General features: G+C 64.0%; 17 protein-coding genes. 5 read left to right on the forward strand and 12 right to left on the reverse strand.

Going from position 1 to position 19,400, the window contains the following annotated elements:
* Positions 1-57 precede the first annotated feature (57 nt).
* From NKJ28_RS08755 to NKJ28_RS08785, 7 genes are all read right to left on the reverse strand, one after another.
* A complete protein-coding gene (locus NKJ28_RS08755; protein ID WP_352634992.1) occupies positions 58-1,071 on the reverse strand; it encodes an ABC transporter ATP-binding protein in 1,014 nt (337 codons plus the stop codon).
* Positions 1,064-2,176, reverse strand: a complete 1,113-nt coding sequence (locus NKJ28_RS08760) for an ABC transporter ATP-binding protein (protein ID WP_352634994.1) — start codon at positions 2,174-2,176, stop codon at positions 1,064-1,066. Before NKJ28_RS08760 ends, NKJ28_RS08755 begins: the two co-directional genes overlap by 8 nt.
* Before the next feature lie 3 nt (positions 2,177-2,179).
* On the reverse strand, positions 2,180-2,380 hold the full coding sequence (locus NKJ28_RS08765; RefSeq protein ID WP_023676334.1) for a hypothetical protein: 201 nt from the start codon (positions 2,378-2,380) through the stop codon (positions 2,180-2,182).
* Positions 2,377-3,327, reverse strand: a complete 951-nt coding sequence (locus NKJ28_RS08770) for a carbohydrate ABC transporter permease (protein WP_023676335.1) — start codon at positions 3,325-3,327, stop codon at positions 2,377-2,379. The genes NKJ28_RS08765 and NKJ28_RS08770 overlap by 4 nt, the downstream gene beginning before the upstream one ends.
* Positions 3,324-4,271: a carbohydrate ABC transporter permease gene (locus NKJ28_RS08775; RefSeq protein ID WP_031211681.1), complete on the reverse strand. Its 948-nt coding sequence runs from the start codon at positions 4,269-4,271 to the stop codon at positions 3,324-3,326. Before NKJ28_RS08775 ends, NKJ28_RS08770 begins: the two co-directional genes overlap by 4 nt.
* Before the next feature lie 110 nt (positions 4,272-4,381).
* Positions 4,382-5,713: an ABC transporter substrate-binding protein gene (locus NKJ28_RS08780; RefSeq protein ID WP_352454682.1), complete on the reverse strand. Its 1,332-nt coding sequence runs from the start codon at positions 5,711-5,713 to the stop codon at positions 4,382-4,384.
* Positions 5,714-5,925: 212 nt separating this feature from the next.
* The gene (locus NKJ28_RS08785) at positions 5,926-6,615 is read right to left on the reverse strand and encodes a PIG-L deacetylase family protein (protein WP_352568334.1); all 690 of its coding nucleotides are present in this window, start codon (positions 6,613-6,615) and stop codon (positions 5,926-5,928) included.
* A gap of 27 nt (positions 6,616-6,642) precedes the next feature.
* Here NKJ28_RS08785 and NKJ28_RS08790 point away from each other — a divergent pair, with 27 nt between their 5' ends.
* The 5 genes from NKJ28_RS08790 to nhaA all read left to right on the forward strand — a co-directional run bounded on the left by NKJ28_RS08790 (position 6,643) and on the right by nhaA (position 13,554).
* Positions 6,643-7,533 (forward strand): DMT family transporter, encoded by an 891-nt coding sequence (locus NKJ28_RS08790; RefSeq protein ID WP_352577799.1) that lies wholly within the window; start codon positions 6,643-6,645, stop codon positions 7,531-7,533.
* 75 nt (positions 7,534-7,608) lie between these two features.
* Complete coding sequence (hrpB, locus tag NKJ28_RS08795; protein WP_352591138.1) at positions 7,609-10,227, forward strand: ATP-dependent helicase HrpB; 2,619 nt, start codon at positions 7,609-7,611, stop codon at positions 10,225-10,227.
* An 89-nt stretch (positions 10,228-10,316) separates the two neighbouring features.
* The gene (locus tag NKJ28_RS08800; protein WP_352448476.1) at positions 10,317-11,642 is read left to right on the forward strand and encodes an ActS/PrrB/RegB family redox-sensitive histidine kinase; all 1,326 of its coding nucleotides are present in this window, start codon (positions 10,317-10,319) and stop codon (positions 11,640-11,642) included.
* Positions 11,643-11,705: 63 nt separating this feature from the next.
* Positions 11,706-12,269 carry an ActR/PrrA/RegA family redox response regulator transcription factor gene (locus tag NKJ28_RS08805; RefSeq protein WP_023676342.1) on the forward strand — a complete coding sequence of 188 codons (564 nt, stop codon included), beginning with the start codon at positions 11,706-11,708 and terminating at the stop codon, positions 12,267-12,269.
* 91 nt (positions 12,270-12,360) lie between these two features.
* Positions 12,361-13,554, forward strand: a complete 1,194-nt coding sequence (nhaA, locus tag NKJ28_RS08810) for a Na+/H+ antiporter NhaA (RefSeq protein ID WP_352634996.1) — start codon at positions 12,361-12,363, stop codon at positions 13,552-13,554.
* A 17-nt stretch (positions 13,555-13,571) separates the two neighbouring features.
* Here the strand turns inward: nhaA and NKJ28_RS08815 are convergent, their stop codons facing one another.
* From NKJ28_RS08815 to NKJ28_RS08835, 5 genes are all read right to left on the reverse strand, one after another.
* Positions 13,572-14,999 (reverse strand): gamma-aminobutyraldehyde dehydrogenase, encoded by a 1,428-nt coding sequence (locus NKJ28_RS08815; protein ID WP_352634998.1) that lies wholly within the window; start codon positions 14,997-14,999, stop codon positions 13,572-13,574.
* Positions 15,000-15,024: 25 nt separating this feature from the next.
* A complete protein-coding gene (locus NKJ28_RS08820; RefSeq protein WP_352464332.1) occupies positions 15,025-15,840 on the reverse strand; it encodes an ABC transporter permease in 816 nt (271 codons plus the stop codon).
* On the reverse strand, positions 15,830-16,780 hold the full coding sequence (locus tag NKJ28_RS08825) for an ABC transporter permease (RefSeq protein ID WP_352635000.1): 951 nt from the start codon (positions 16,778-16,780) through the stop codon (positions 15,830-15,832). The genes NKJ28_RS08820 and NKJ28_RS08825 overlap by 11 nt, the downstream gene beginning before the upstream one ends.
* 14 nt (positions 16,781-16,794) lie before the next feature.
* On the reverse strand, positions 16,795-17,790 hold the full coding sequence (locus NKJ28_RS08830) for an ABC transporter ATP-binding protein (RefSeq protein ID WP_352591146.1): 996 nt from the start codon (positions 17,788-17,790) through the stop codon (positions 16,795-16,797).
* A 189-nt stretch (positions 17,791-17,979) separates the two neighbouring features.
* Complete coding sequence (locus NKJ28_RS08835) at positions 17,980-19,134, reverse strand: ABC transporter substrate-binding protein (RefSeq protein ID WP_352635002.1); 1,155 nt, start codon at positions 19,132-19,134, stop codon at positions 17,980-17,982.
* Positions 19,135-19,400 lie beyond the last annotated feature (266 nt).

Genomic DNA, 19,400 nt, shown 5'->3' on the forward strand with positions numbered 1-19,400 from the left:
CCAGTTCTGTGCCCGAAATCGTCAGTCGGAATTGCAAGCATGCTAGGAAAAAACCGCTCACGTCAGCCTTCGCCCGTCGGCGCCGAAATACAGCGGCGAGCGATAGCGGATCATGATCTTGTCGCCCCGCGCCAGATCGGTGTCGGGGTCGGTCAGCGTCACCAGCTTCCTGGTCCCCACCGTCACGTGCAGATGGTTCTGGTCGCCGAGATGCTCGACCCAGTCGACGACACCGTCGGCTTGGCCGTTCGCGGCCTTCGCGATCGAGAGGTGTTCGGTGCGCGCTCCGATGGTCTTCGTTCCCGCCGGCGCGCCGCCATCCGGCAGCAGCCCTACCGGTAACAAGTTGATTGCCGGTTGCCCGAGCCTTGCCGCGACGTGAAGGTTTGCCGGCTCAGAATAGATCATGCGCGGCGAACCGATCTGCACCAGCACGCCGTCGGCGAGGATGCCGATGCGGTCGGCCATGGTCATCGCTTCGATCTGGTCGTGCGTGACGTAAAGCATTGTGGCGCCGAGCTCGGCCTGGATGCGCTTCAGCTCGAGCCTGAGATCGGCACGCAGCTTGGCGTCGAGCGACGACAGCGGCTCGTCCATTAGGTAGATCGAAGGTTTGCGCACCAGCGCGCGGCCGATGGCGACGCGCTGCATCTCGCCGCCGGAGAGTTTGGTCGAGCGATTGGAGAGCTTGTGGTGGATACGCACCATCTTGGCCACGTCCTCGACGTGGCGGCGGATCTGGTCCTCCGGCATTTTCCGCGCCGGCGAGCGCAGCGGAAAGGCGAGATTGTCGTAGACCGACAGATGCGGATAGAGCGAATATTGCTGGAACACGAAAGCGGTGTCCCGCTCGGCCGGCGACAGCGTCGTCGTGTCGTGGCCGGCAATATGGATCGAGCCCGCTTCCGGACGCTCCAGCCCGGCGATCAGCCTGAGCGTCGTCGTCTTGCCGGCGCCGGTCGGCCCGAGCAGCACGACGAATTCCCCGTCGGCGATATGCAGGTCGAGATTGTGGACGGCGACATGCTCGCCAAAAGCCTTGGTCACGCTTTTGATGTGAACGTCAGCCATGATGTGCTCTCCCCTGGGAGGCCGAGTCATGGATTTCGGTGCGCACCGCACGGCCGGATCCTTTTGCGAACAGCGACAGCCGCGCGCTGCTCAGCGCCAGGCCCACATGATCGCCCGGATTGAGCCGGATTTCGGCCGGCACCCTGGCCTTGATGATGCCGTCTGCTGTCTCCACCGCCACGATCTGAGTGGTGCCGAGATATTCCGTGCCATAAATAGCACCGCGCAGCTTCGAAGCGTCGTCGAAGCGGATGTGCTCCGGTCGGATGCCAAGCGCCATATCGGCCGGCGCGACGTCCTCGCGGATCTCCGGCACGGCCACCTTCGCGCCTTGCACAACAATTTCCCTGGCGCCCTTTGAAAGCCCGCCGCCGAAGCCGAGGAAATTCATCGGCGGCGAGCCGATGAAGTCGGCGACGAACATCGTCGCCGGCCGGTCGTAGATCTCGCGCGGCGTGCCGAACTGCTCGATGACGCCGTGGTTCATCACCGCGATCTTGTCGGCCATCGACATCGCTTCCATCTGGTCATGCGTGACATAGACGGTGGTGGCGTGGATGCGGTTGTGCAGTTCTCGCAATTCATGGACCATCAGGTCGCGGAATTCGGTGTCGAGCGTGCCGAGCGGCTCATCCATCAGGAAACATTTTGGCCGCCGTACGATGGCGCGGCCGAGCGCCACGCGCTGGCGATCGCCGCCGGCAAGCCCGGAGACCGATTTGTTGAGCAGATGGTCGATCCGCAAAAGCTTCGCCGTCTCCTCCACTCGGCTCCGGATTTCAGCGCCTGGCATGCCTTGCGCCAGCAGTGGAAAGCCGATGTTCTTCCGCACATTCATGTGCGGATAGAGCGCGAACAGCTGGAAGACGAAGGCGATGTCGCGCTCGCGGGCACGCCGCATGGTGACGTCCTCGCCGCCAAGCAGGATCTTGCCGCCGGTCGGCAGTTCGAGCCCGGCGATCATGCGCAACGTCGTCGTCTTGCCGCAGCCGGACGGCCCCAGCATGACGAAGAATTCGCCGTCCTCGACGACGAAGTTGGAATCCTGCACGGCGACGAAATCGCCGAATGCCTTCCTCAGATGTTCGACCCTGATCTCGGCCATCGTCTACTCCGGAAATTTCGAGACGATGATGAACATCGCCGTGCCCGCAAGCATGGTGATGAAGGAATAGGTGTAGAGCACCAGTGCGAAGGGCTGGAACAGCATCAGGAAGCCGATGGCGATGATCGCGGTGGCGACGTTTTCCATCAGCCCGCGCCTGGCCCAGACGGGCCAGCGCGATTTGCGTTTTGCGGTCATGCTCATTTACGCACCGCGCCAAAGGTGATGCCGCGCAGCAATTGCTTGCGAAGCAGGATGGTGAAGACCAGGATCGGCACCAGGAAGATCGTCGTGCCGGCCGCGACCGCCGGCCAGTCCTGACCGCCTTCGCCGATGATGGTCGGGATGAAGGGCGGCGCGGTCTGCGCCGTGCCCGAGGTCAGTAGCGCAGCGAAGGCATATTCGTTCCAGGCAAAGATCAGGCAGAAGATGGCGGTTGCGGCAATACCGGTGGTCGCCTGCGGCAGTACCGTGCGCCAGAACGCCTGCAGCCTGGTGTAGCCGTCGATCATCGCCGCTTCTTCATATTCGCGCGGGATCTCGTCGATGAAGCCTTTTAGCAGCCACACCGCCAAGGACACGTTGACCGCCGTATAAAGCAGGATCATGCCGAGAGCCGTGTCCGACAGGCCAAGCTCCCGGTACATCAGGTAGATCGGGATGGCGACGGCGATCGGCGGCATCATCCGCGTCGACAGGATGAAGAACAGAAGGTCGTCGGCGAGCGGCACCTTGAAGCGCGAAAAACCATAGGCCGACAGCGTGCCGAGGAACACCGCGCAAAACGTCGAGCCGAACGCGATGATCAGCGAATTGACGAAGCGCGGCATGAAGTTGGACGGGCCGGCGATCACCATGTTGCGCTTGCGCACCGTCTCGTCGCACAGGCCCGTCGCCGGTCCCAGCGAGTTGATGTATTCCGGTGTTTGCCGAGTCCGGGTCGAGAACAGGTTGCAGTAGCCCTCGAGGCTGGGCTGGAACAGAATCTTCGGCGGATAGGCGATCGAATCCGGCGGCGTCTTGAAGCTGGTGGCGAAGATCCACAGCAGCGGCACGATCGAGATCAGCGCGTAGGCGACGATGATCGTGCCGGCGACGCGCTTCGACGTGGCCGACGGCGCGACAACGGAATGGGCTGACGTCAGGCTCATCTCTGCTTCACCTTGTTGAGCGCCTTGACGTAGATGTTTGCGAGGCCAAACACTGCGACGAACAGGATGATGGCGAAGGCCGAGGAATAGCCCGTCCGCCAGCTTTCGAAGGCCTGCCGCTTCAGCGTGATCGAGGCCACTTCGGTGGTTGATCCCGGCCCGCCGCCGGTGAGCAAATTGACCATGTCGAACATCTTGAAGTTCTCGATGCCGCGAAACAGCACCGCCAGCATGATGAAGGGCAGCGCCATCGGCAGCGTGATCGACCAGAACTGCCGCCAGTTGGAGGCGCGGTCGACCTCGGCCGCTTCGTAGATGTATTCGGGGATCGAGCGCAGGCCGGCGAGGCAGATCAGCATCACGTAAGGCGTCCACATCCAGGTGTCGACGATGATGATCGACCATGGCGCCAGTGACACGTTGGAGAGCATGCTGATTTCGGTTGCCGGAATGCCGGTGACGAACGAAACGGCGTAGGCGAACAGCCCGATCTGCGGCTCGTAGAGGAAGCGCCAGAAATTACCGACCACCGCCGGCGACAGCATCATCGGCACCAGGATGATTGTCGTCCAGAAGGCGTGGCCGCGAAACTTGCGGTCGATCAGCCAAGCCAGCGTGAAGCCGATCAGCGTCTGCAGCAGGATGGTCCAGAACACGAAATGCGCCGTCGTCTGCATGGCGATCCAGATGTCCTGGTCGGCGAGGATGCGCTTGTAGTTTGCCAGCCCAAGGTTCTTCACAACCTCGTTGGGCCGATTGGCGCGAAAATTGGTGAAGGACAGATAGATTGCCCAGAACAGCGGAAAGATGTTGATAGCTAAAAGCAACAGGATCGTCGGCGAGATGAACAGCCAGGCGAGGCCCTTGTCGCTGATGCCCCGGACCTTGCGGGCCAACGGCTCGGGCGTAGCCCGGGCAACGCTGTCCGCCGTCCGATTGAGCATGGTCAGTCCTGCTTCGGTCACTTGGCTCGTCTCGACAATGGAATTTATCTGAACTGTGTCCCGTGCCAAGTGGCACGGGACGGTTCGGTCATGGGCTCGGGAGGAGCCGTTTACATCTTGCCATCGTCCTGGAAGACCTCGGTCCAGTCCTTGACGAGGCCGTCGAGTGCATCCTTGGCCGAGCCTTGCCCGGCAACGACATAGTCGTGGAAGCGCTTCTGCGATGCCTGCAACAGCGGGGCATAGCTCGGCTCGGCCCAGAAGTCCTTCACGATCGCCATCGAGTCGAGGAAGGTCTGCGCGTAGGGCTGGCTGGCCGGGAAGGCCGGGTCCTTGACGACCGCGTTGAGGCAGGAATAGCCGCCGAGCGACCACCATTTGGACTGCACGTCCTTGTTGGCGAACCATTTGATGTATTTGAGCGCGGCTTCCTGCTTGTCGGAATAGGAGACCACCGAGATGCCTTGGCCGCCGAGCTGGGCGAACTGGTCCCCGTCCGGACCTTTGGGATTGACGAAATAGCCGATCTTGTCGCCGCCGACATTCTCGTCCTTCTGCAGGCCTGGCCAGGTGAAGGCGAAGTTCATGTGCATCGCCACCTGGCCCGATTTGAAGGCATCGACGCCTTCGCCCATGTAGCTGTTCGAGGCGCCGGGAGGGGTGCAGCAATCGTAGAGGGCTTTGTAGAACTCCAGGCCCTTCACCGATTTATCGGAGTTGACGAAGCCTTCCATCTCGTAGGGCTTTTTCGGGTTTTCGTACTGGAAGCCGAAGCTGTAGAGCACGTCCATGGCGCCCATGGTGATGCCTTCCGAGCCGCGCTCGGTGTAGATCGACGCGCCATAGACGGTCTTGCCGTCGATGTCGCGCTTCTGGAAGAATTCGGCGATCTGCTTCAATTGGTCGAAGGTCGTCGGCGGGCCGAGATCCCAGCCGTACTTTTCCTTGAATTCCTTCTGCAGCTCCGGCTTGGAGAACCAGTCCTTGCGGTAAGTCCAACCGACGACGTCACCCATGGCCGGCAGCGCCCAGTAATTCGGCGAGTTCTTCGGCCATTCCGAATAGCCGACGACGGTCGCCGGCACGAAATCGTCCATGCTGATCTTCTCCTTGTCGAAGAAGTCGTTCAGCTTGACGTAATGGCCGTTCTCGGCGGCACCGCCGATCCACTGGCTGTCGCCGATGATGAGGTCGCACAGCTTGCCGTGCGAATTCAGCTCGTTGAGAAAGCGATCGGCATAGTTGGTCCACGGCACGAATTCGAATTTCATGCCGATGCCGGTTTCCTTGGTGAAGTCCTTGGACAATTCCACAAGCGCGTTGGCCGGGTCCCAGGCTGCCCAGCAAAGCGTCAGATCTTCTGCCTGCGCGACATTCGAAACGGCTGTCGACGCAAAGAGTGTCGATGCCAGTCCCAACGCCAATTTCAAGGTCGATTTCATGCCTTCCTCCCATTTGCGAAACGCGTCCGGATGACGGTTTCAAGAGCCCGCTAAACCCCACCTCGGGGGCCCAAACACAACGACGCGGCGGCGCACCGGATGTTTAGTAATTTGTTTAGTGATGCAATTTTTACTAAACAAGGCAAGCGAATTCGTTGCTGCATCGCAGCATGCTGGATAGGAAAGCAACGTGAGAAGTTGCGGCGACCTGCCTAGGTCACCGTCTTGTTGCTGACGGCCACCGGACGGATCACTGGGGCCGGCGGCAGCAGCGCGCGGATATCGGCGAAGGGGAAGACTGGCTCGAAGCGGAAGGCCTCGGCGAACGATCCGGCTGGGCCGTTGCACTGGCCGGCGCGAAAGGCGTTCTGCGTGCGCGCCGCGTCGACGAAACGCTCGGGATCCTGCGACTGGTGCGCCCGGATCGCCTCCGCCTTGAGATCGAAATGCCTGGAGGTATCGACGTAGTGCGTTGGCGAAAACCCGGTGCCGCCGAACGTGTCGGCATGTAGCACCGGCACCGAGAATGACGCTGCGATGCGCACGCCATCCGACAGCGCGCGGTGGTCGCCATGATAGTCGTTCGGCGCATGCGTTGTCACCAGATCCGGCCCTATCTCGCCGATCAGTGCTTTGAGCGCCCCGATCAGCGCGGCATCCGCGACCAGCCCGCCATCGGGAAAGTCGAGGAAGCGCGGCGTCACGCCAAGCAGGCCGGCCGCCGCCGTCGCCTCCTTGCGGCGCGTGCGGGCCAGCGCTGACGGATCGCCGTAGCCGCCCCGGGTGCCATCCGTGGCTATGGCAAAAAAGAGTTCTGCGCCTTGCGCGGCATAGGCCGCCATCGTACCGAACATGAAGATCTCGATGTCGTCCGAATGCGCGCCAAGCGCCAATATCTTCACTCTCATCTCTCCCGGAAATGGAAAAACGTGCCCAACGGAATTCTGCTCGCGCTCATCGCCTATGCAAGCTATTCGTGCAGCGACGCGGTTGTCAAAAGCCTGGGCGGGCAGTTCAACGTCTTCGAGATCGGCTTCTTCTCGACATTGTTCGCCGGCTGCTTTCTGCTCTTTGCCAGGCCGGCAGGCGAGCGCTGGCTCGATTTCTGGCGCACCAACCGGCCCTGGGCGGTACAGGCCCGGGCTTGGGCCGGCATCGCCTCGGGCGTGCTGAGCGTCTATGCCTTCACCACCATCCCGCTGGCGGAAGTCTATGCGCTCATCTTTCTGGCGCCGCTGTTCGTCACTATCCTGGCCACGCTGGTCCTCAAGGAAAAGGTCGGCCCATGGCGATGGCTGGCGGTCGTCGCCGGCTTTGCCGGGGTCATGCTGGTCGTCAGGCCTGGTTTTCGCGAGTTGCAGCTTGGCCATCTGGCGGCGTTCATCATCGCCTTCCTGGCCGCCACCAATGTCATCCTGATGCGTTCGCTCGCCGCGCAGGAAAAGCGCACAACGATGCTCGGCGTGCTGATCGGCTACGGCCTGCTCTTCAACGGCGTCGGTGCGGCGGCTACCTCGTTCTCGCTGCCGGATGGCAGGCAATGGGCCTGGCTGGTGCTGGCCGGCGCCTTTACCGCCGGCGGCCAGCTGCTGCATCTGCTGGCGGTCAAATACGCGCCGGCCAACCGCATCGCGCCGACGCATTACTCGCAGATCGTCTGGGCGGTGGTTCTAGGTGCGCTGTTCTTCAGGGAATATCCGGATTTTCTGTCGCTGGTCGGCTTGGCCGTGGTCGGCGGTTCCGGCCTGCTGACGATGGTGCGCGAGGAGGTGCGGCTCGGCACGGTGCGCTGGAACCCGTTTTTGCGGACCAGGCTTTGAGTCGGCGCCGAGGTTGCGCCGCGACCGCCACCGCTGATATGCGGTCGCTGCCAACTGGCTGCACAGCATAGCACAATGACGACAAAACCCTTGCCGGACCTGCCGGTCTCCGTTGTCTTGCCGGCGCTCAATGAAACGCTGAGCCATGGTAACAGCGCCGTGCTGGTGGCGCCGCCCGGTGCCGGCAAGACGACGCTGGTTCCACTGGCGCTGCTCGACGCTGAATGGCTCGGCGGCGGAAAGATCATCCTGCTCGAGCCTCGCCGCCTCGCCGCCCGCGCTGCCGCCCGCCGCATGGCCGAATTGCTCGGCCAAGAGCCCGGCGAAACCGTCGGCTATGCCATGCGCATGGAAAACCGCAGTTCCGCAAAGACCAGGATTCTCGTCGTCACCGAAGGCGTGCTGTCCCGCATGATCCTCGACGACCCGGAACTGCCTGGTGTCGCGGCGGTGCTATTCGACGAGTTCCACGAACGCTCGCTCGACGGCGATTTCGGGTTGGCGCTGGCGCTCGACGTGCAGGGTGCGCTGAGGCTCGAACTCAGATTGCTGGTGATGTCGGCAACGCTCGACGGCGCGCGTGTCGCAAAATTGCTGTCCGGCGCGCCGGTGATCGAGAGCGCAGGCCGCGCCTTCCCGGTCGACATCCGCTATGACGAGCGGCCGGCCGGCGTCACCATCGAGGACGCCATGGCCAAGGCGATCCGCTCGGCGCTTGCCGGGGAGGAGGGCAGCGTGCTCGCTTTCCTGCCCGGCCAGCGCGAGATCGAGCGCACCGCCGAGCGGCTGGCGGGCAAGGTCGGCGCCGATACCGACATCGTGCCGCTCTATGGTATGCTCGACAACAAGGCGCAGGACGCGGCGATCAAGCCGGCGCCGCTCGGCCGCCGCAAGGTCGTGCTGGCGACGTCGATCGCCGAGACCTCCATCACCATCGACGGCGTGCGCGTCGTCATCGATTCCGGCCTGTCGCGGCTGCCGCGCTATGAGCCGGCGAGCGGCCTGACGCGGCTGGAGACGGTACGTGCTTCCCGCGCTTCCGCCGACCAGCGCGCCGGCCGTGCCGGGCGCACGCAGCCGGGCGTCGCCATCCGGTTGTGGCGGGCCGAGCAGACGGCGGCCCTGCCGGCCTTCACGCCGCCGGAAATCCTCGAGGCCGATCTTTCCGGCCTGTTGCTCGATAGCGCGGCGTTCGGCGTCGCCGATCCGACCAGCCTGTCCTTCCTCGACCCCCCGCCGGCTCCGGCGCTCACCGAGGCGAGGGTACTGCTACGTGCGCTCGATGCTGTCGATGCGGCAGGACGCCTGACGGATGCCGGTGCCGCGATGCGCAGGCTGGCGCTACCGGTGCGGCTCGCCCACATGGTCGCCGAGGCGGCAAGGACCGGAGAGGCGCTCGAGGCGGCGATGCTCGCCGTATTGTTGACCGAGCGTGGCCTTGGCGGCGATGGTGCCGATCTCGAACGGCGGCTGCTGCGCTTTCGCGCCGAAAGATCGCCGCGCGCCACCGCCGCCCGGCAGCTGGCTGAGAGGCTGGCAAAGCAGGCTTCACCCTCCCCCTCGAGGGGAGGGTCGGCGAGCGAGCCGAGCGCAGCGAGACGAGGGAGACGGGGCGGGGTCGTCGATGGCGTGCCCGAACCGACCCCACCCCGATCCGCTACGCGGATCGACGCGCCGGGGCGAGCCACGGGTCTCGCCCGTCCTTCCGACCCCCTCAAGGGGGAGGGCAGCACAGCCGGCGCTCTCCTCATCCATGCCTGGCCGGATCGGGTCGCCAAAGCGCGCGGCGAGCGTGGCCGCTTCGTGCTTGCCAACGGCTCGGGCGCCATGCTCGACGCCTCCGATCCGCTGGCCGGCGAGACCTGGCTCGTCGTCGCCGACCTGCAGGGCAAGGCGCAGAACGCCCGCATCACCGCAGCGGCAGCCATCGATGAGGCCGACATCCGCACTGCGCTGGCGGAAAAGATCGAGACCCGCCGCGAGGTGAGCTTCGACCGCGACAGGCGCGCGGTGCGGGTGCGCGAAACGGTTCGCCTCGGCGCCATCACGCTGTCCGAACGCATGCTGCCGGCGCCGACCGGTGCCGACGCGGATCGCGCCATCCTCGACGCCTTGCGCGAACACGGCCTGTCCCTGTTGCCGTGGAACAGGGAGGCGGAGACGTTGCGGCAGCGGCTCGGCTGGCTGCATCGCGGCCTCGGCGCGCCATGGCCCGATGTCTCCGATGCCGCGCTCGTCGAGCGCCTCGACGACTGGCTGCTGCCATTCCTTTCCGGCGCGGCATCCTTTGCGGCAATCGATCCCAGCATGCTCTCGCAAGGCCTGATGACGCTGGTGCCGCACGAATTGCAGCGCAAGATCGACACATTGGCGCCGACCCATTTCGACGCGCCGTCGGGCAGCCGGCTGCCGATCCGCTATGACGGCGAATGGCCGGTGCTGGCGATCCGCGTGCAGGAACTGTTCGGCTTCGACCGGCATCCGGCGATCGCCAACGGCACTGTGCCGCTGACGCTCGAATTGCTGTCGCCGGCTCACCGGCCGATCCAGACGACGCGCGACCTGCCCGGCTTCTGGCGCGGCTCCTGGGCCGATGTGCGGGCAGAGATGCGCGGCCGCTATCCCAGGCATGTCTGGCCGGAGAACCCGCTTCTCGCCGCCGCCACCAGCCGCGCCAAGCCGCGCGGTACCTGATGCTTCCAGACTGTCATCCCGAACCGAGGGCCGGCTTCGGCTGTTTTCGGAAAAGACCTCCGGCTGTTTCCCCTCTATAATCACTGGCCATGATAAACATCCTGCACGCACCCGACTTCCAGCAAAGCCAGCGGCTGCGCCTCAACACGCTGATCAGGTTGCGCTGGCTTGCCATCGTCGGCCAGAGCCTGACCGTGCTTGTCGTCGCTTACGGGCTGAAATTTCCGCTGCCGGTCAGCATGTGTTTTGCGCTGATCGCCTGTTCGGCCTGGATGAACCTTTTGCTGACCTTCCGCTATCCGGCGGCGCATCGGCTTACCCCGTTCTCGGCCTTCGCCATCCTGACCTTCGACAGCCTGCAGCTTGCCGGCCTGCTCTACATGACCGGCGGACTCACCAATCCGTTTTCGCTGCTGATGACCGTGCCCGTCGTCGTCTCGGCGACGTCGCTGCCGCTGCGGCTGACCGCCATGCTCGGCGCGCTGGTGATCGTGGCGGCGACGCTGCTGGTCTTTTACCACCTGCCGCTGCCATGGCATGAGGGCGCGCCATTGGCGATGCCGTTCATCTATGTCGCAGGCATGTGGATGGCGGTGTTCTGCTCCATCGCCTTTACCGCGATCTATGCCTTCCGGGTGGCCGAGGAGGCGCGGCTGCTTGCCAACGCGCTTGCCGCCACGGAATTGGTGTTGCAGCGAGAGCAGCATCTCTCTGCCCTCGACGGCCTCGCCGCGGCCGCCGCGCACGAGCTCGGCACACCGCTCGCCACCATCACACTTGTCGCCAAGGAAATGGAGAAGGCGCTTGGCGAAGATCCGAAATACGGCGAGGACGTGAAGCTGCTGCGTTCGCAGAGCGAGCGCTGCCGCGAAATCCTGAAGCGCCTGACCAGCTTGTCCTCCGAGAGCGAGGTGCACCTCTCGCGCCTGCCGCTGACCTCGCTGGTCGAGGAGGTGACGGCGCCGCACCGCGATTTCGGCATTTCGATCAAGCTTCGGCCGGGCGAGCGCATCGGCCCGGAACCGGTGGGCCGGCGCAATCCCGGCGTCATTTACGGCCTCGGCAATCTGGTCGAGAACGCGGTCGACTTCGCCCGCAACAGCGTGACAGTGCGCTGGAACTGGAATGAAGCCGCCGTCAGCTTCTCGATCATCGACGACGGGCCGGGCTTTCCACCGGAGATCATCGACCGTATCGGCGAACCCTATATGTCGACACGACAAGGCACCGAAGCCGGCGGCGGCCTCGGCCTCGGCCTATTCATCGCCAAGACCTTGCTCGAACGCTCCGGCGCGACGCTCGATTTCCGCAATTCAAGCGAGCCCGGCGAGGGCGCTATCGTGCAGATATCGTGGCCGCGCAGCGTCTTCCTCAATCCCGAGCAGGCTTCGGCCACCATGTTCGACACGGCCTAAATTGGACAATAGCGTTGCGAAACTATATTTGCGTAAAAATCAGGCAGCAGGATTTTCAGCACGATGAGTACTGACGAAACGATTGGCGCAATGGTCGAAGGCGAGGATACCTCGCTGCTGATCGTAGACGACGACAAGCCGTTCCTGACGCGGCTTGCCCGCGCCATGGAAACCAGGGGTTTCGTGGTCGAGACGGCGGAGAGCGTCGAGGAGGCGGTTGCCAAAGCGCGCGCCAATCCGCCGGCCTATGCGGTGGTCGACATGCGGCTGGCCGACGGCAACGGCCTCGACGTCGTCGCCGCGATTCGCGAGAAGCGCGACGATGCCCGCGCCATCATCCTCACCGGCTACGGCAACATCGCCACTGCGGTGACGGCGGTAAAGCTCGGCGCCATCGACTATCTGTCGAAGCCGGCCGATGCCGACGATATTTTTGCCGCCCTGACCCGCACCGCGGGCGAACGCGCAGCGCCGCCAGAAAATCCGATGTCGGCCGATCGCGTGCGCTGGGAACACATCCAGCGCGTCTACGAAATGTGCGACCGCAACGTCTCGGAAACCGCACGCCGCCTGAACATGCATCGCCGCACGCTGCAACGCATCCTCGCCAAGCGCGCGCCGCGCTAAAGGGCTCTCATTACAGGCTTGCCCGGCCAGCGCTGTTTGCGCATCATCGCTTGGCGGTGTCGGACCTTGCTACTGATACGACGGAGGCGACATGCAGGACGAAAAGCGGCTGGTCTCCATGCTGCGCGAATTCCTCGACAGCGAGGCGGCCGGCGGCCTCGTCCTGATGGCTGCGGCGGCCTTGGCCCTGATCGTCGCCAATTCGCCGCTGGGCGAGGCTTATCTCTCCGCCCTCCATGCCTATCTCGGACCGCTCAGCGTCTCGCACTGGATCAATGACGGCCTGATGGCGGTGTTCTTCCTGCTGGTCGGCCTCGAGATCAAGCGCGAAATGCTTGACGGCCAGCTGTCGACCTGGCCGCGCCGCGTGCTGCCCGGCATCGCCGCCGCCGGCGGCATGGCAGCGCCGGCACTGGTCTACGTCGCCATCAACCACAACAATCCAGCCGCTCTGTCCGGCTGGGCGATCCCAACCGCCACCGATATCGCCTTTGCGCTCGGCGTGCTGTCGCTGCTCGGCAGGCGCGTCCCGGGCTCGCTGAAGATATTCCTCACCGCGCTCGCCATCATCGACGATCTCGGCGCGGTGCTCATCATCGCGGTGTTCTATACCAGCGGCCTCTCGCTCGCCTATCTCGGCGCCGCCTTCGCCGTGATCGCGCTGCTGGTGGTGCTCAACCGCATGCGGGTGCTGACGCTGCTGCCGTACATCTTGCTCGGCATCGTTCTGTGGGTTTTGGTGCTCAAATCGGGCGTCCATGCGACGCTCGCCGGCGTCGCGCTGGCCCTCACCATACCGCTGAAGATATCGCCGGGCAGCGGCCATGATCTCGACCATTCGCCGCTGCACCGGCTCGAACACGGCCTGCACAAAGTCGTCGCCTTTTTCGTCATCCCGATTTTCGGCTTTGCCAACGCCGGCGTCTCGCTCGCCGGTCTCAGCGCTGCCGCCCTGGTCGAGCCGCTGACGCTCGGCGTCGCCGCCGGCCTCGTCTTGGGCAAGCTGGTCGGCGTGTTCGGGTCTTCCGCGCTTGCCATCCGGCTTGGCTTCGCCGATCTGCCGGTCAATGCCGGCTGGCTGCACATGGTCGGCATTTCGCTGCTCTGTGGCATCGGTTTCACCATGAGCCTGTTCATCGGCCTGCTCGCCTTCGCCAGCGACGCCGCCCTGCAGGACGCGGTCAAGGTCGGCATCCTCGCCGGCTCCTTCATCGCCGCGCTCCTAGGCGCCGCTGTGCTGCTGGTGGCGCCGGCCGCAGGCGAGGCGGAGGAGGCGGAAGAATAGGCGTCTCCTCGCGGGCGCTACCCGTGAGCGACCATGACGTGGCGGACGGCGGTATAGTCCTCCAGCGCGTAGAGAGACATGTCCTTGCCGTAGCCGGATTGTTTCAACCCGCCATGCGGCATCTCGTTGGTCAGCATGAAATGGGTATTGATCCAGGTGCAGCCATATTGCAGCCGGGCCGCCGTCGCCATGGCGCGCGAAACATCCTTGGTCCACACCGACGACGCCAGGCCGTAGTCAGAGTCATTGGCCCAGTTCACCGCTTCGTCGACTTCGGAAAAGCGGGTGACCGAGACCACCGGACCGAACACTTCGCGGCGCACGATCTCGTCCTCCTGCAGCGCGCCGGCGACGACGGTCGGCTGGTAGAAGAAGCCGGAGCCCTCGCCCGGCTTGCCGCCCGTGGTGATCTCGATGTGCTTGAGCTCAGAGGCGCGCTCGACGAAGCTCGAGACGCGGTCGCGCTGGCGACGCGAGATCAGCGGGCCGATCTCGTTTTCGGTATCGTCAGGACGATCATACTTGATGGTCGAGACGGCAGCGGAGAGGTCGGCGACGAGCTTGTCGTAGATCTTCTTGCCGGCGTAGATGCGGCAGGCGGCGGTGCAGTCCTGGCCGGCATTGTAATAGCCGAAGGCGCGCAGGCCGTTGACCACCGCGCCGAGATCGGCGTCGTCGAAGACGATGACCGGCGCCTTGCCGCCGAGCTCGAGATGCGTGCGCTTGACCGACTTGGCGGCCGCCTGCAGCACTTTCTTGCCGGTGGCGACGTCGCCAGTGATCGAGATCATGTTGACCTTCGGGTGGTTGATCAGCGTGTTGCCGACGCTGTCGCCGCGGCCGAGCACGACATTGACGACGCCCTCGGGCAGGATTTCCGCCAGGATTTTGGCCAGCTTCAGTGCCGTCAGCGGTGTCTGTTCGGACGGCTTGAAGACGACGGTGTTGCCGCCGGCGATTGCCGGCGCCAGCTTCCAGGCCATCATCATCAGCGGATAGTTCCACGGCGCGATCGAGGCGACGACGCCGATGGCGTCGCGGCGGACCATCGAGGTGTGGCCGGGAATGTACTCGCCGGCGACCTGACCCGGCATCGAGCGGACTGCGCCGGCGAAGAACCGGTAGCAGTCGACGATCGCCGGAATCTCGTCATTGAGCACGGCATTGATTGGCTTGCCGCAGTTCAGCGCCTCAAGTGCCGCGAATTCCTGGGCTTCCCCCTCGATGCGATCGGCGATCTTGAGGAGATAGCCTGAGCGCTGCGCCGGCGTGGTGCGCGACCAGGTGGCGAAGGCCTTTTCCGCAGCCGCTACCGCTGCCTCGATCTGTACCTGGCTGGCCTCCGGCAAATTGAGAATGGTCGCCCCGGTCTTCGGATTGAGGATCAGCTCCTCGGTTTCGGTGCCCTTCTCGAATTTCGAGCCGATCAGCATCTTTGTGTCCATGGAAGCTTCTCCCTTATAAATTGGGTTATTTGCCCGAACCGGCGATCTGGTCGCCGTCGCGGGTCAGGTAATAGGCAGCGAGGATGGGAAGCAGCGTCACCAGCACCACGACCATGGCCACGACATTGGTGACCGGACGCTGGCGCGGACGGATCAATTCTTCGAGCATCCAGATCGGCACCGTCTGCTGCTGGCCGGCGGTGAAGGTGGTGACGATGACCTCGTCGAAGGACAGCGCAAAGGCAAGCATGCCGCCGGCCAGCAGCGCGGTTGCGATGTTGGGCAGCACGACATGCCGAAAGGTCTGGAAACCATCGGCGCCGAGGTCCATCGACGCCTCGATCATCGAGCCGGACGTGCGGCGGAAACGGGCGACCGCATTGTTGTAGACGACGACCACGCAGAAAGTGGCGTGGCCGAGCACGATCGTCCAGAACGAGAACGGGATTTCGGCCAGCGCGAAGGCCGAGCGCAGCGCAATGCCGGTGATGATGCCGGGCAGCGCGATCGGCAGGATCACCAGCAGCGAGATGGTTTCGCGGCCGAAGAATTTTGTCCGCGACACGGCTGCGGCGCACAGTGTGCCGAGTACGAGTGCAATGGCGGTCGAGATCGCCGCGACCCGCACCGACAGCGACAGCGCCTGCCAGACGTCGGGCCGGTTCCAGGTGACGGCGAACCATTGCGTGGTCAGGCCCGGCGGCGGCCAGACGAAGCTTTTCTCCTCGGTGGTGAAGGCATAGACGAAGATCAGCAGGATCGGCAAATGCAGGAAGAGCAGGCCGCCGGTGGCGGCGAGCTTCAGGCCGAGAGGCGCGGATGGGCCACGGTCAGAGCGCATCGAAAGCCCCCATGCGCTTGGCGCCCCAGAGGTAGAAGCCCATGATGACGATGGGCACCACGGTAAAGGCGGCGGCGAGCGGGATGTTGCCGGCGGTGCCTTGCTGCGAATAGACGGCCTGGCCGATGAACAGCCGCGAGGTGCCGATGATCTGCGGGATGATGTAGTCGCCGAGCGTCAGCGAGAAGGTGAAGATCGAGCCGGCGACGATGCCGGGCAGCGCCAGCGGAAACAGCACGTTGCCGAAGGTCTGGCCGGGCGAGGCGCCGAGATCGGACGAAGCCTCGACCAAATTGCCCGGCACGCGCTCGAGTGCGGCCTGCACCGGCAGGATCATGAACGGCAGCCAGACATAGACGAAGACGATGAACGTGCCGGTTGAGGACACCGACAATGAGTTGCCGCCGACGACCGGCAGCGACAGCCAGGCATCGAGCAGCCACAGAAGATGCAACTTGGCCAGCAGCCAGGTCAGGATGCCTTCCTTGGCCAGGATCAGCTTCCAGGCATAGATCTTGACCAGGTAGCTCGACCACAGCGGCAGCATGACGCCGAGATAAAACAACGCCTTCCAACGGCCGCGCGCATAGCGCGCCGCGTAATAGGCGATGGGAAAGGCGATGACCGCCGACGCCAGCGTCACCAGCGCCGCCATCGTTACCGTGCGTAGGATTATGTCGAGATTGGCGGCCTGCAGCAGGTCGCCATAAGTCTTCAGCGTGAACTCGCGGTTGATCAGGCCGGAGAACTCATCGATCGAAAAGAAGCTCTGCAAAAGCAGCGCAAACAGCGAGCCGATATAGACGATGCCGAGCCAAAGAACCGGGGGTAGCAGCATCAGGAGCAGCAAGAATTGCGGCCGGCGCCAGAAGAGATCGGAGAGCCCGCCGCGTACGCCGCCACTACCCGGCAGGATGGCGGGGGCCGTGGCCCGCGGCATGGCAGCGTCCAGGCTCATCCTAGCTCGTCCATCAGATGCAAATGCTCGCGGTTGAAGGTGAGCACCACCGCCTCGCCTTCCCGGGGCAAGGCAGCACCCGCCGGCACGATGGCATGCAGCCGCAAGCCCTCGGCATCGAGCGCCAGTCTTGTCGTGGCGCCGAGATAGTTGGTCGAGACCAGGCGGGCGGCAACCCCTTCGCCGTTGGCCCGGCCAATACGGATGGATTCGGGCCTGAGACTCCCCCAGCGATGCTGGCCGGCATAGCGCTGGACGAAATCCGGCGGCAGCACGTTGGACGAGCCGACGAAATCGGCGACGAAGCGGGTCTTGGGGCGCTGGTAGATGTCTTCCGGCGTGCCGATCTGCATGATCTTGCCGTCATTGAAGACGGCCACGCGGTCGGCCATCGACAGCGCTTCGCCCTGGTCGTGGGTGACGAACACGAAGGTGATGCCGAGCGCCTTCTGCAGCGATTTCAACTCCTCCTGCATGTTTTCGCGAAGCTTGAGGTCGAGCGCGCCGAGCGGCTCGTCGAGCAACAGCACCTTGGGCTGGTTGACCAGCGCACGGGCGAGCGCGACGCGCTGGCGCTGGCCGCCGGAAAGCTGGCCAGGGCGACGGGCGCCGTAGCCGGGAAGCCGCACCAGCGCCAGCGCTTCTTCCGCCGCCTTTTGCCGCTCCGGTCTGCCGACGCCCTTGACCATCAGCCCATAGGCGACGTTGTCGAGCACGTTGAGATGCGGGAACAGCGCATAATCCTGGAACACGGTGTTGACGTTGCGGCGATAGGGCGGCACGCCCTCGGCGCGTTCGCCGAAGATCGAGATCGAGCCCGCCGTAGGCTGCTCGAAACCGGCGATGAGGCGCAGGCACGTCGTCTTGCCCGAGCCGGAAGGCCCGAGCATGGCGAAGAACTCGCCCGGCACGATGTCGAGATCGACCGCGTCGACGGCACGCACGCTGCCGAAATGGCGAGAGACGTTTTGGAAGGAAACGGCGGAGGTCATGGGGCTGTCCTGATCTGTCAGGCTCATCAAATTTCAGGCGGCAGCGCTGCCTCTCATCCGCCTGCCGGCACCTTCTCCTCGTATAGTGGACGGGGAGAAGGGAGGCGCTCCAACGCTGGCGACCCCCCGTTCTTCACGGGGAGAGGGTAAGGGTGAGGGGCAGCGCCGAGCTTCGTAGGTGAGGCGAACTCACCGCCCGCCGATGACGCCGATATAGTCCGACACCCAGCGGTAATAGGGCACGCACTGGTCGTTCTGGGTGGCGCATTTCGAGACCGGCGTCTTCCAGAACTTGATCTTGTCGAAATTGTCGTACCCGTTGGTCTTGCAGCCTTCTTCGCCGAGCAGTTCGTTGCCCTTGCAGGCGGCGGGCACCACCGGCAGCGAGCCGAACCAGGCGGAGACGTCGCCCTGCACTTTTGGCGACAGCGAATGCTCCATCCACATGTAGGCGCAGTTCGGGTGGGCAGCATCGGCCTCCATCATCGTGGTATCGGCCCAGCCGGTGACGCCCTCCTCGGGGATAGTCGAGGCGACCGGCTTCTTGGCCGCGATCAGCGTGTTGACCTGGTAGGGCCAAGAACCGGAGGCGACGACGCCTTCGTTCTGGAAATCGTCGACCTGGATGGCGGCGTCGTGCCAATAGCGTCCGACCAGCGTACGCTGGACCCGCAGCAGGTCGAGCGCCGCCTTGTACTGATCCTCGGTCAATTCGTACGGATCCTTGATGCCGAGCTCCGGCTTGTGAGCCATCAGGTAATTGGCGGCGTCGGCGATGTGGATCGGCCCGTCATAGGCCTGGACGCGGCCCTTGTTCGACTTGCCGTCGGGAAGCTTCATTTCCTCGAAGACCACGTTCCAGCTCTTCGGCGCCTCCTTGAACACTGCGGTGTTGTACATCAGCACGTTCGGCCCCCACTGATAGGGAACGCCGTAATGGACTCCGCCGACGCTGAACCAGGGCGCATCCTTCAGCCGGTCGTCGACCGTCTTCCAGCTCGGGATGAGGTCGGTGTTGATCGGCTGGACGCGCTTGCCGGCGACAAGGCGCAGCGAAGCGTCGCCCGAGGCGGTGACGAGATCGAAGCCGCCCTCGTTCATCAGCGAGACCATCTCGTCGGAGGTGTTGGCGGTCTTGACGTTGACCTTGCAGCCCGTTTCCTTCTCGAACGAAGTGACCCAATCATAGGCCTTGTCGGTTTCGCCGCGCTCGATATAGCCCGGCCAGGCGACGATATTGACCTCGCCTTCGCCTTTGCCGAGCTCCTTGACCTGGGCGATGGCCTGGCTGGAGAAGCTCAGCGCGACCGTCAAGGCAGTGCATGATTTCAGCAATGAATTCATCGTCGATCTCCCATTTTTTGCATGACCTCGAAACCGGAAGAAGATCATGCGCCCGTTCAAAAACGTTGGATGCGCGGCTCTGAAGGGCCGTGCTCCTCGCATCGACCCGAAAATCGGAATCGATTTTCGGAAAGCCCGATGCGAAAACTAAAAGTCTTAGAGCGTACTATGTGCGTCCAATTGGACGCACGTCGCTCTAACGGCAGCTTTGTTCCCTGACCGAAAAGTGCTGCGAAATTTCCGGTTTCGCAAATTCATTTATCAGA

The organism is Mesorhizobium sp. M0145, from assembly GCF_040322355.1.
Lineage (GTDB): Bacteria > Pseudomonadota > Alphaproteobacteria > Rhizobiales > Rhizobiaceae > Mesorhizobium.

Bases quoted from the DNA above. Each gene is read 5' to 3' on its own strand.
- NKJ28_RS08775 (WP_031211681.1), bottom strand. From the start codon at position 4,271: ATGCTCAATCGGACGGCGGACAGCGTTGCCCGGGCTACGCCCGAGCCG.
- NKJ28_RS08815 (WP_352634998.1), bottom strand. From the start codon at position 14,999: ATGGACACAAAGATGCTGATCGGCTCGAAATTCGAGAAGGGCACCGAA.
- NKJ28_RS08755 (WP_352634992.1), bottom strand. From the start codon at position 1,071: ATGGCTGACGTTCACATCAAAAGCGTGACCAAGGCTTTTGGCGAGCAT.
- nhaA (WP_352634996.1), top strand. From the start codon at position 12,361: ATGCAGGACGAAAAGCGGCTGGTCTCCATGCTGCGCGAATTCCTCGAC.
- NKJ28_RS08780 (WP_352454682.1), bottom strand. From the start codon at position 5,713: ATGAAATCGACCTTGAAATTGGCGTTGGGACTGGCATCGACACTCTTT.
- NKJ28_RS08830 (WP_352591146.1), bottom strand. From the start codon at position 17,790: ATGACCTCCGCCGTTTCCTTCCAAAACGTCTCTCGCCATTTCGGCAGC.
- NKJ28_RS08825 (WP_352635000.1), bottom strand. From the start codon at position 16,780: ATGCCGCGGGCCACGGCCCCCGCCATCCTGCCGGGTAGTGGCGGCGTA.
- NKJ28_RS08760 (WP_352634994.1), bottom strand. From the start codon at position 2,176: ATGGCCGAGATCAGGGTCGAACATCTGAGGAAGGCATTCGGCGATTTC.
- NKJ28_RS08820 (WP_352464332.1), bottom strand. From the start codon at position 15,840: ATGCGCTCTGACCGTGGCCCATCCGCGCCTCTCGGCCTGAAGCTCGCC.
- NKJ28_RS08765 (WP_023676334.1), bottom strand. From the start codon at position 2,380: ATGAGCATGACCGCAAAACGCAAATCGCGCTGGCCCGTCTGGGCCAGG.
- NKJ28_RS08835 (WP_352635002.1), bottom strand. From the start codon at position 19,134: ATGAATTCATTGCTGAAATCATGCACTGCCTTGACGGTCGCGCTGAGC.
- hrpB (WP_352591138.1), top strand. From the start codon at position 7,609: ATGACGACAAAACCCTTGCCGGACCTGCCGGTCTCCGTTGTCTTGCCG.
- NKJ28_RS08805 (WP_023676342.1), top strand. From the start codon at position 11,706: ATGAGTACTGACGAAACGATTGGCGCAATGGTCGAAGGCGAGGATACC.
- NKJ28_RS08800 (WP_352448476.1), top strand. From the start codon at position 10,317: ATGATAAACATCCTGCACGCACCCGACTTCCAGCAAAGCCAGCGGCTG.
- NKJ28_RS08770 (WP_023676335.1), bottom strand. From the start codon at position 3,327: ATGAGCCTGACGTCAGCCCATTCCGTTGTCGCGCCGTCGGCCACGTCG.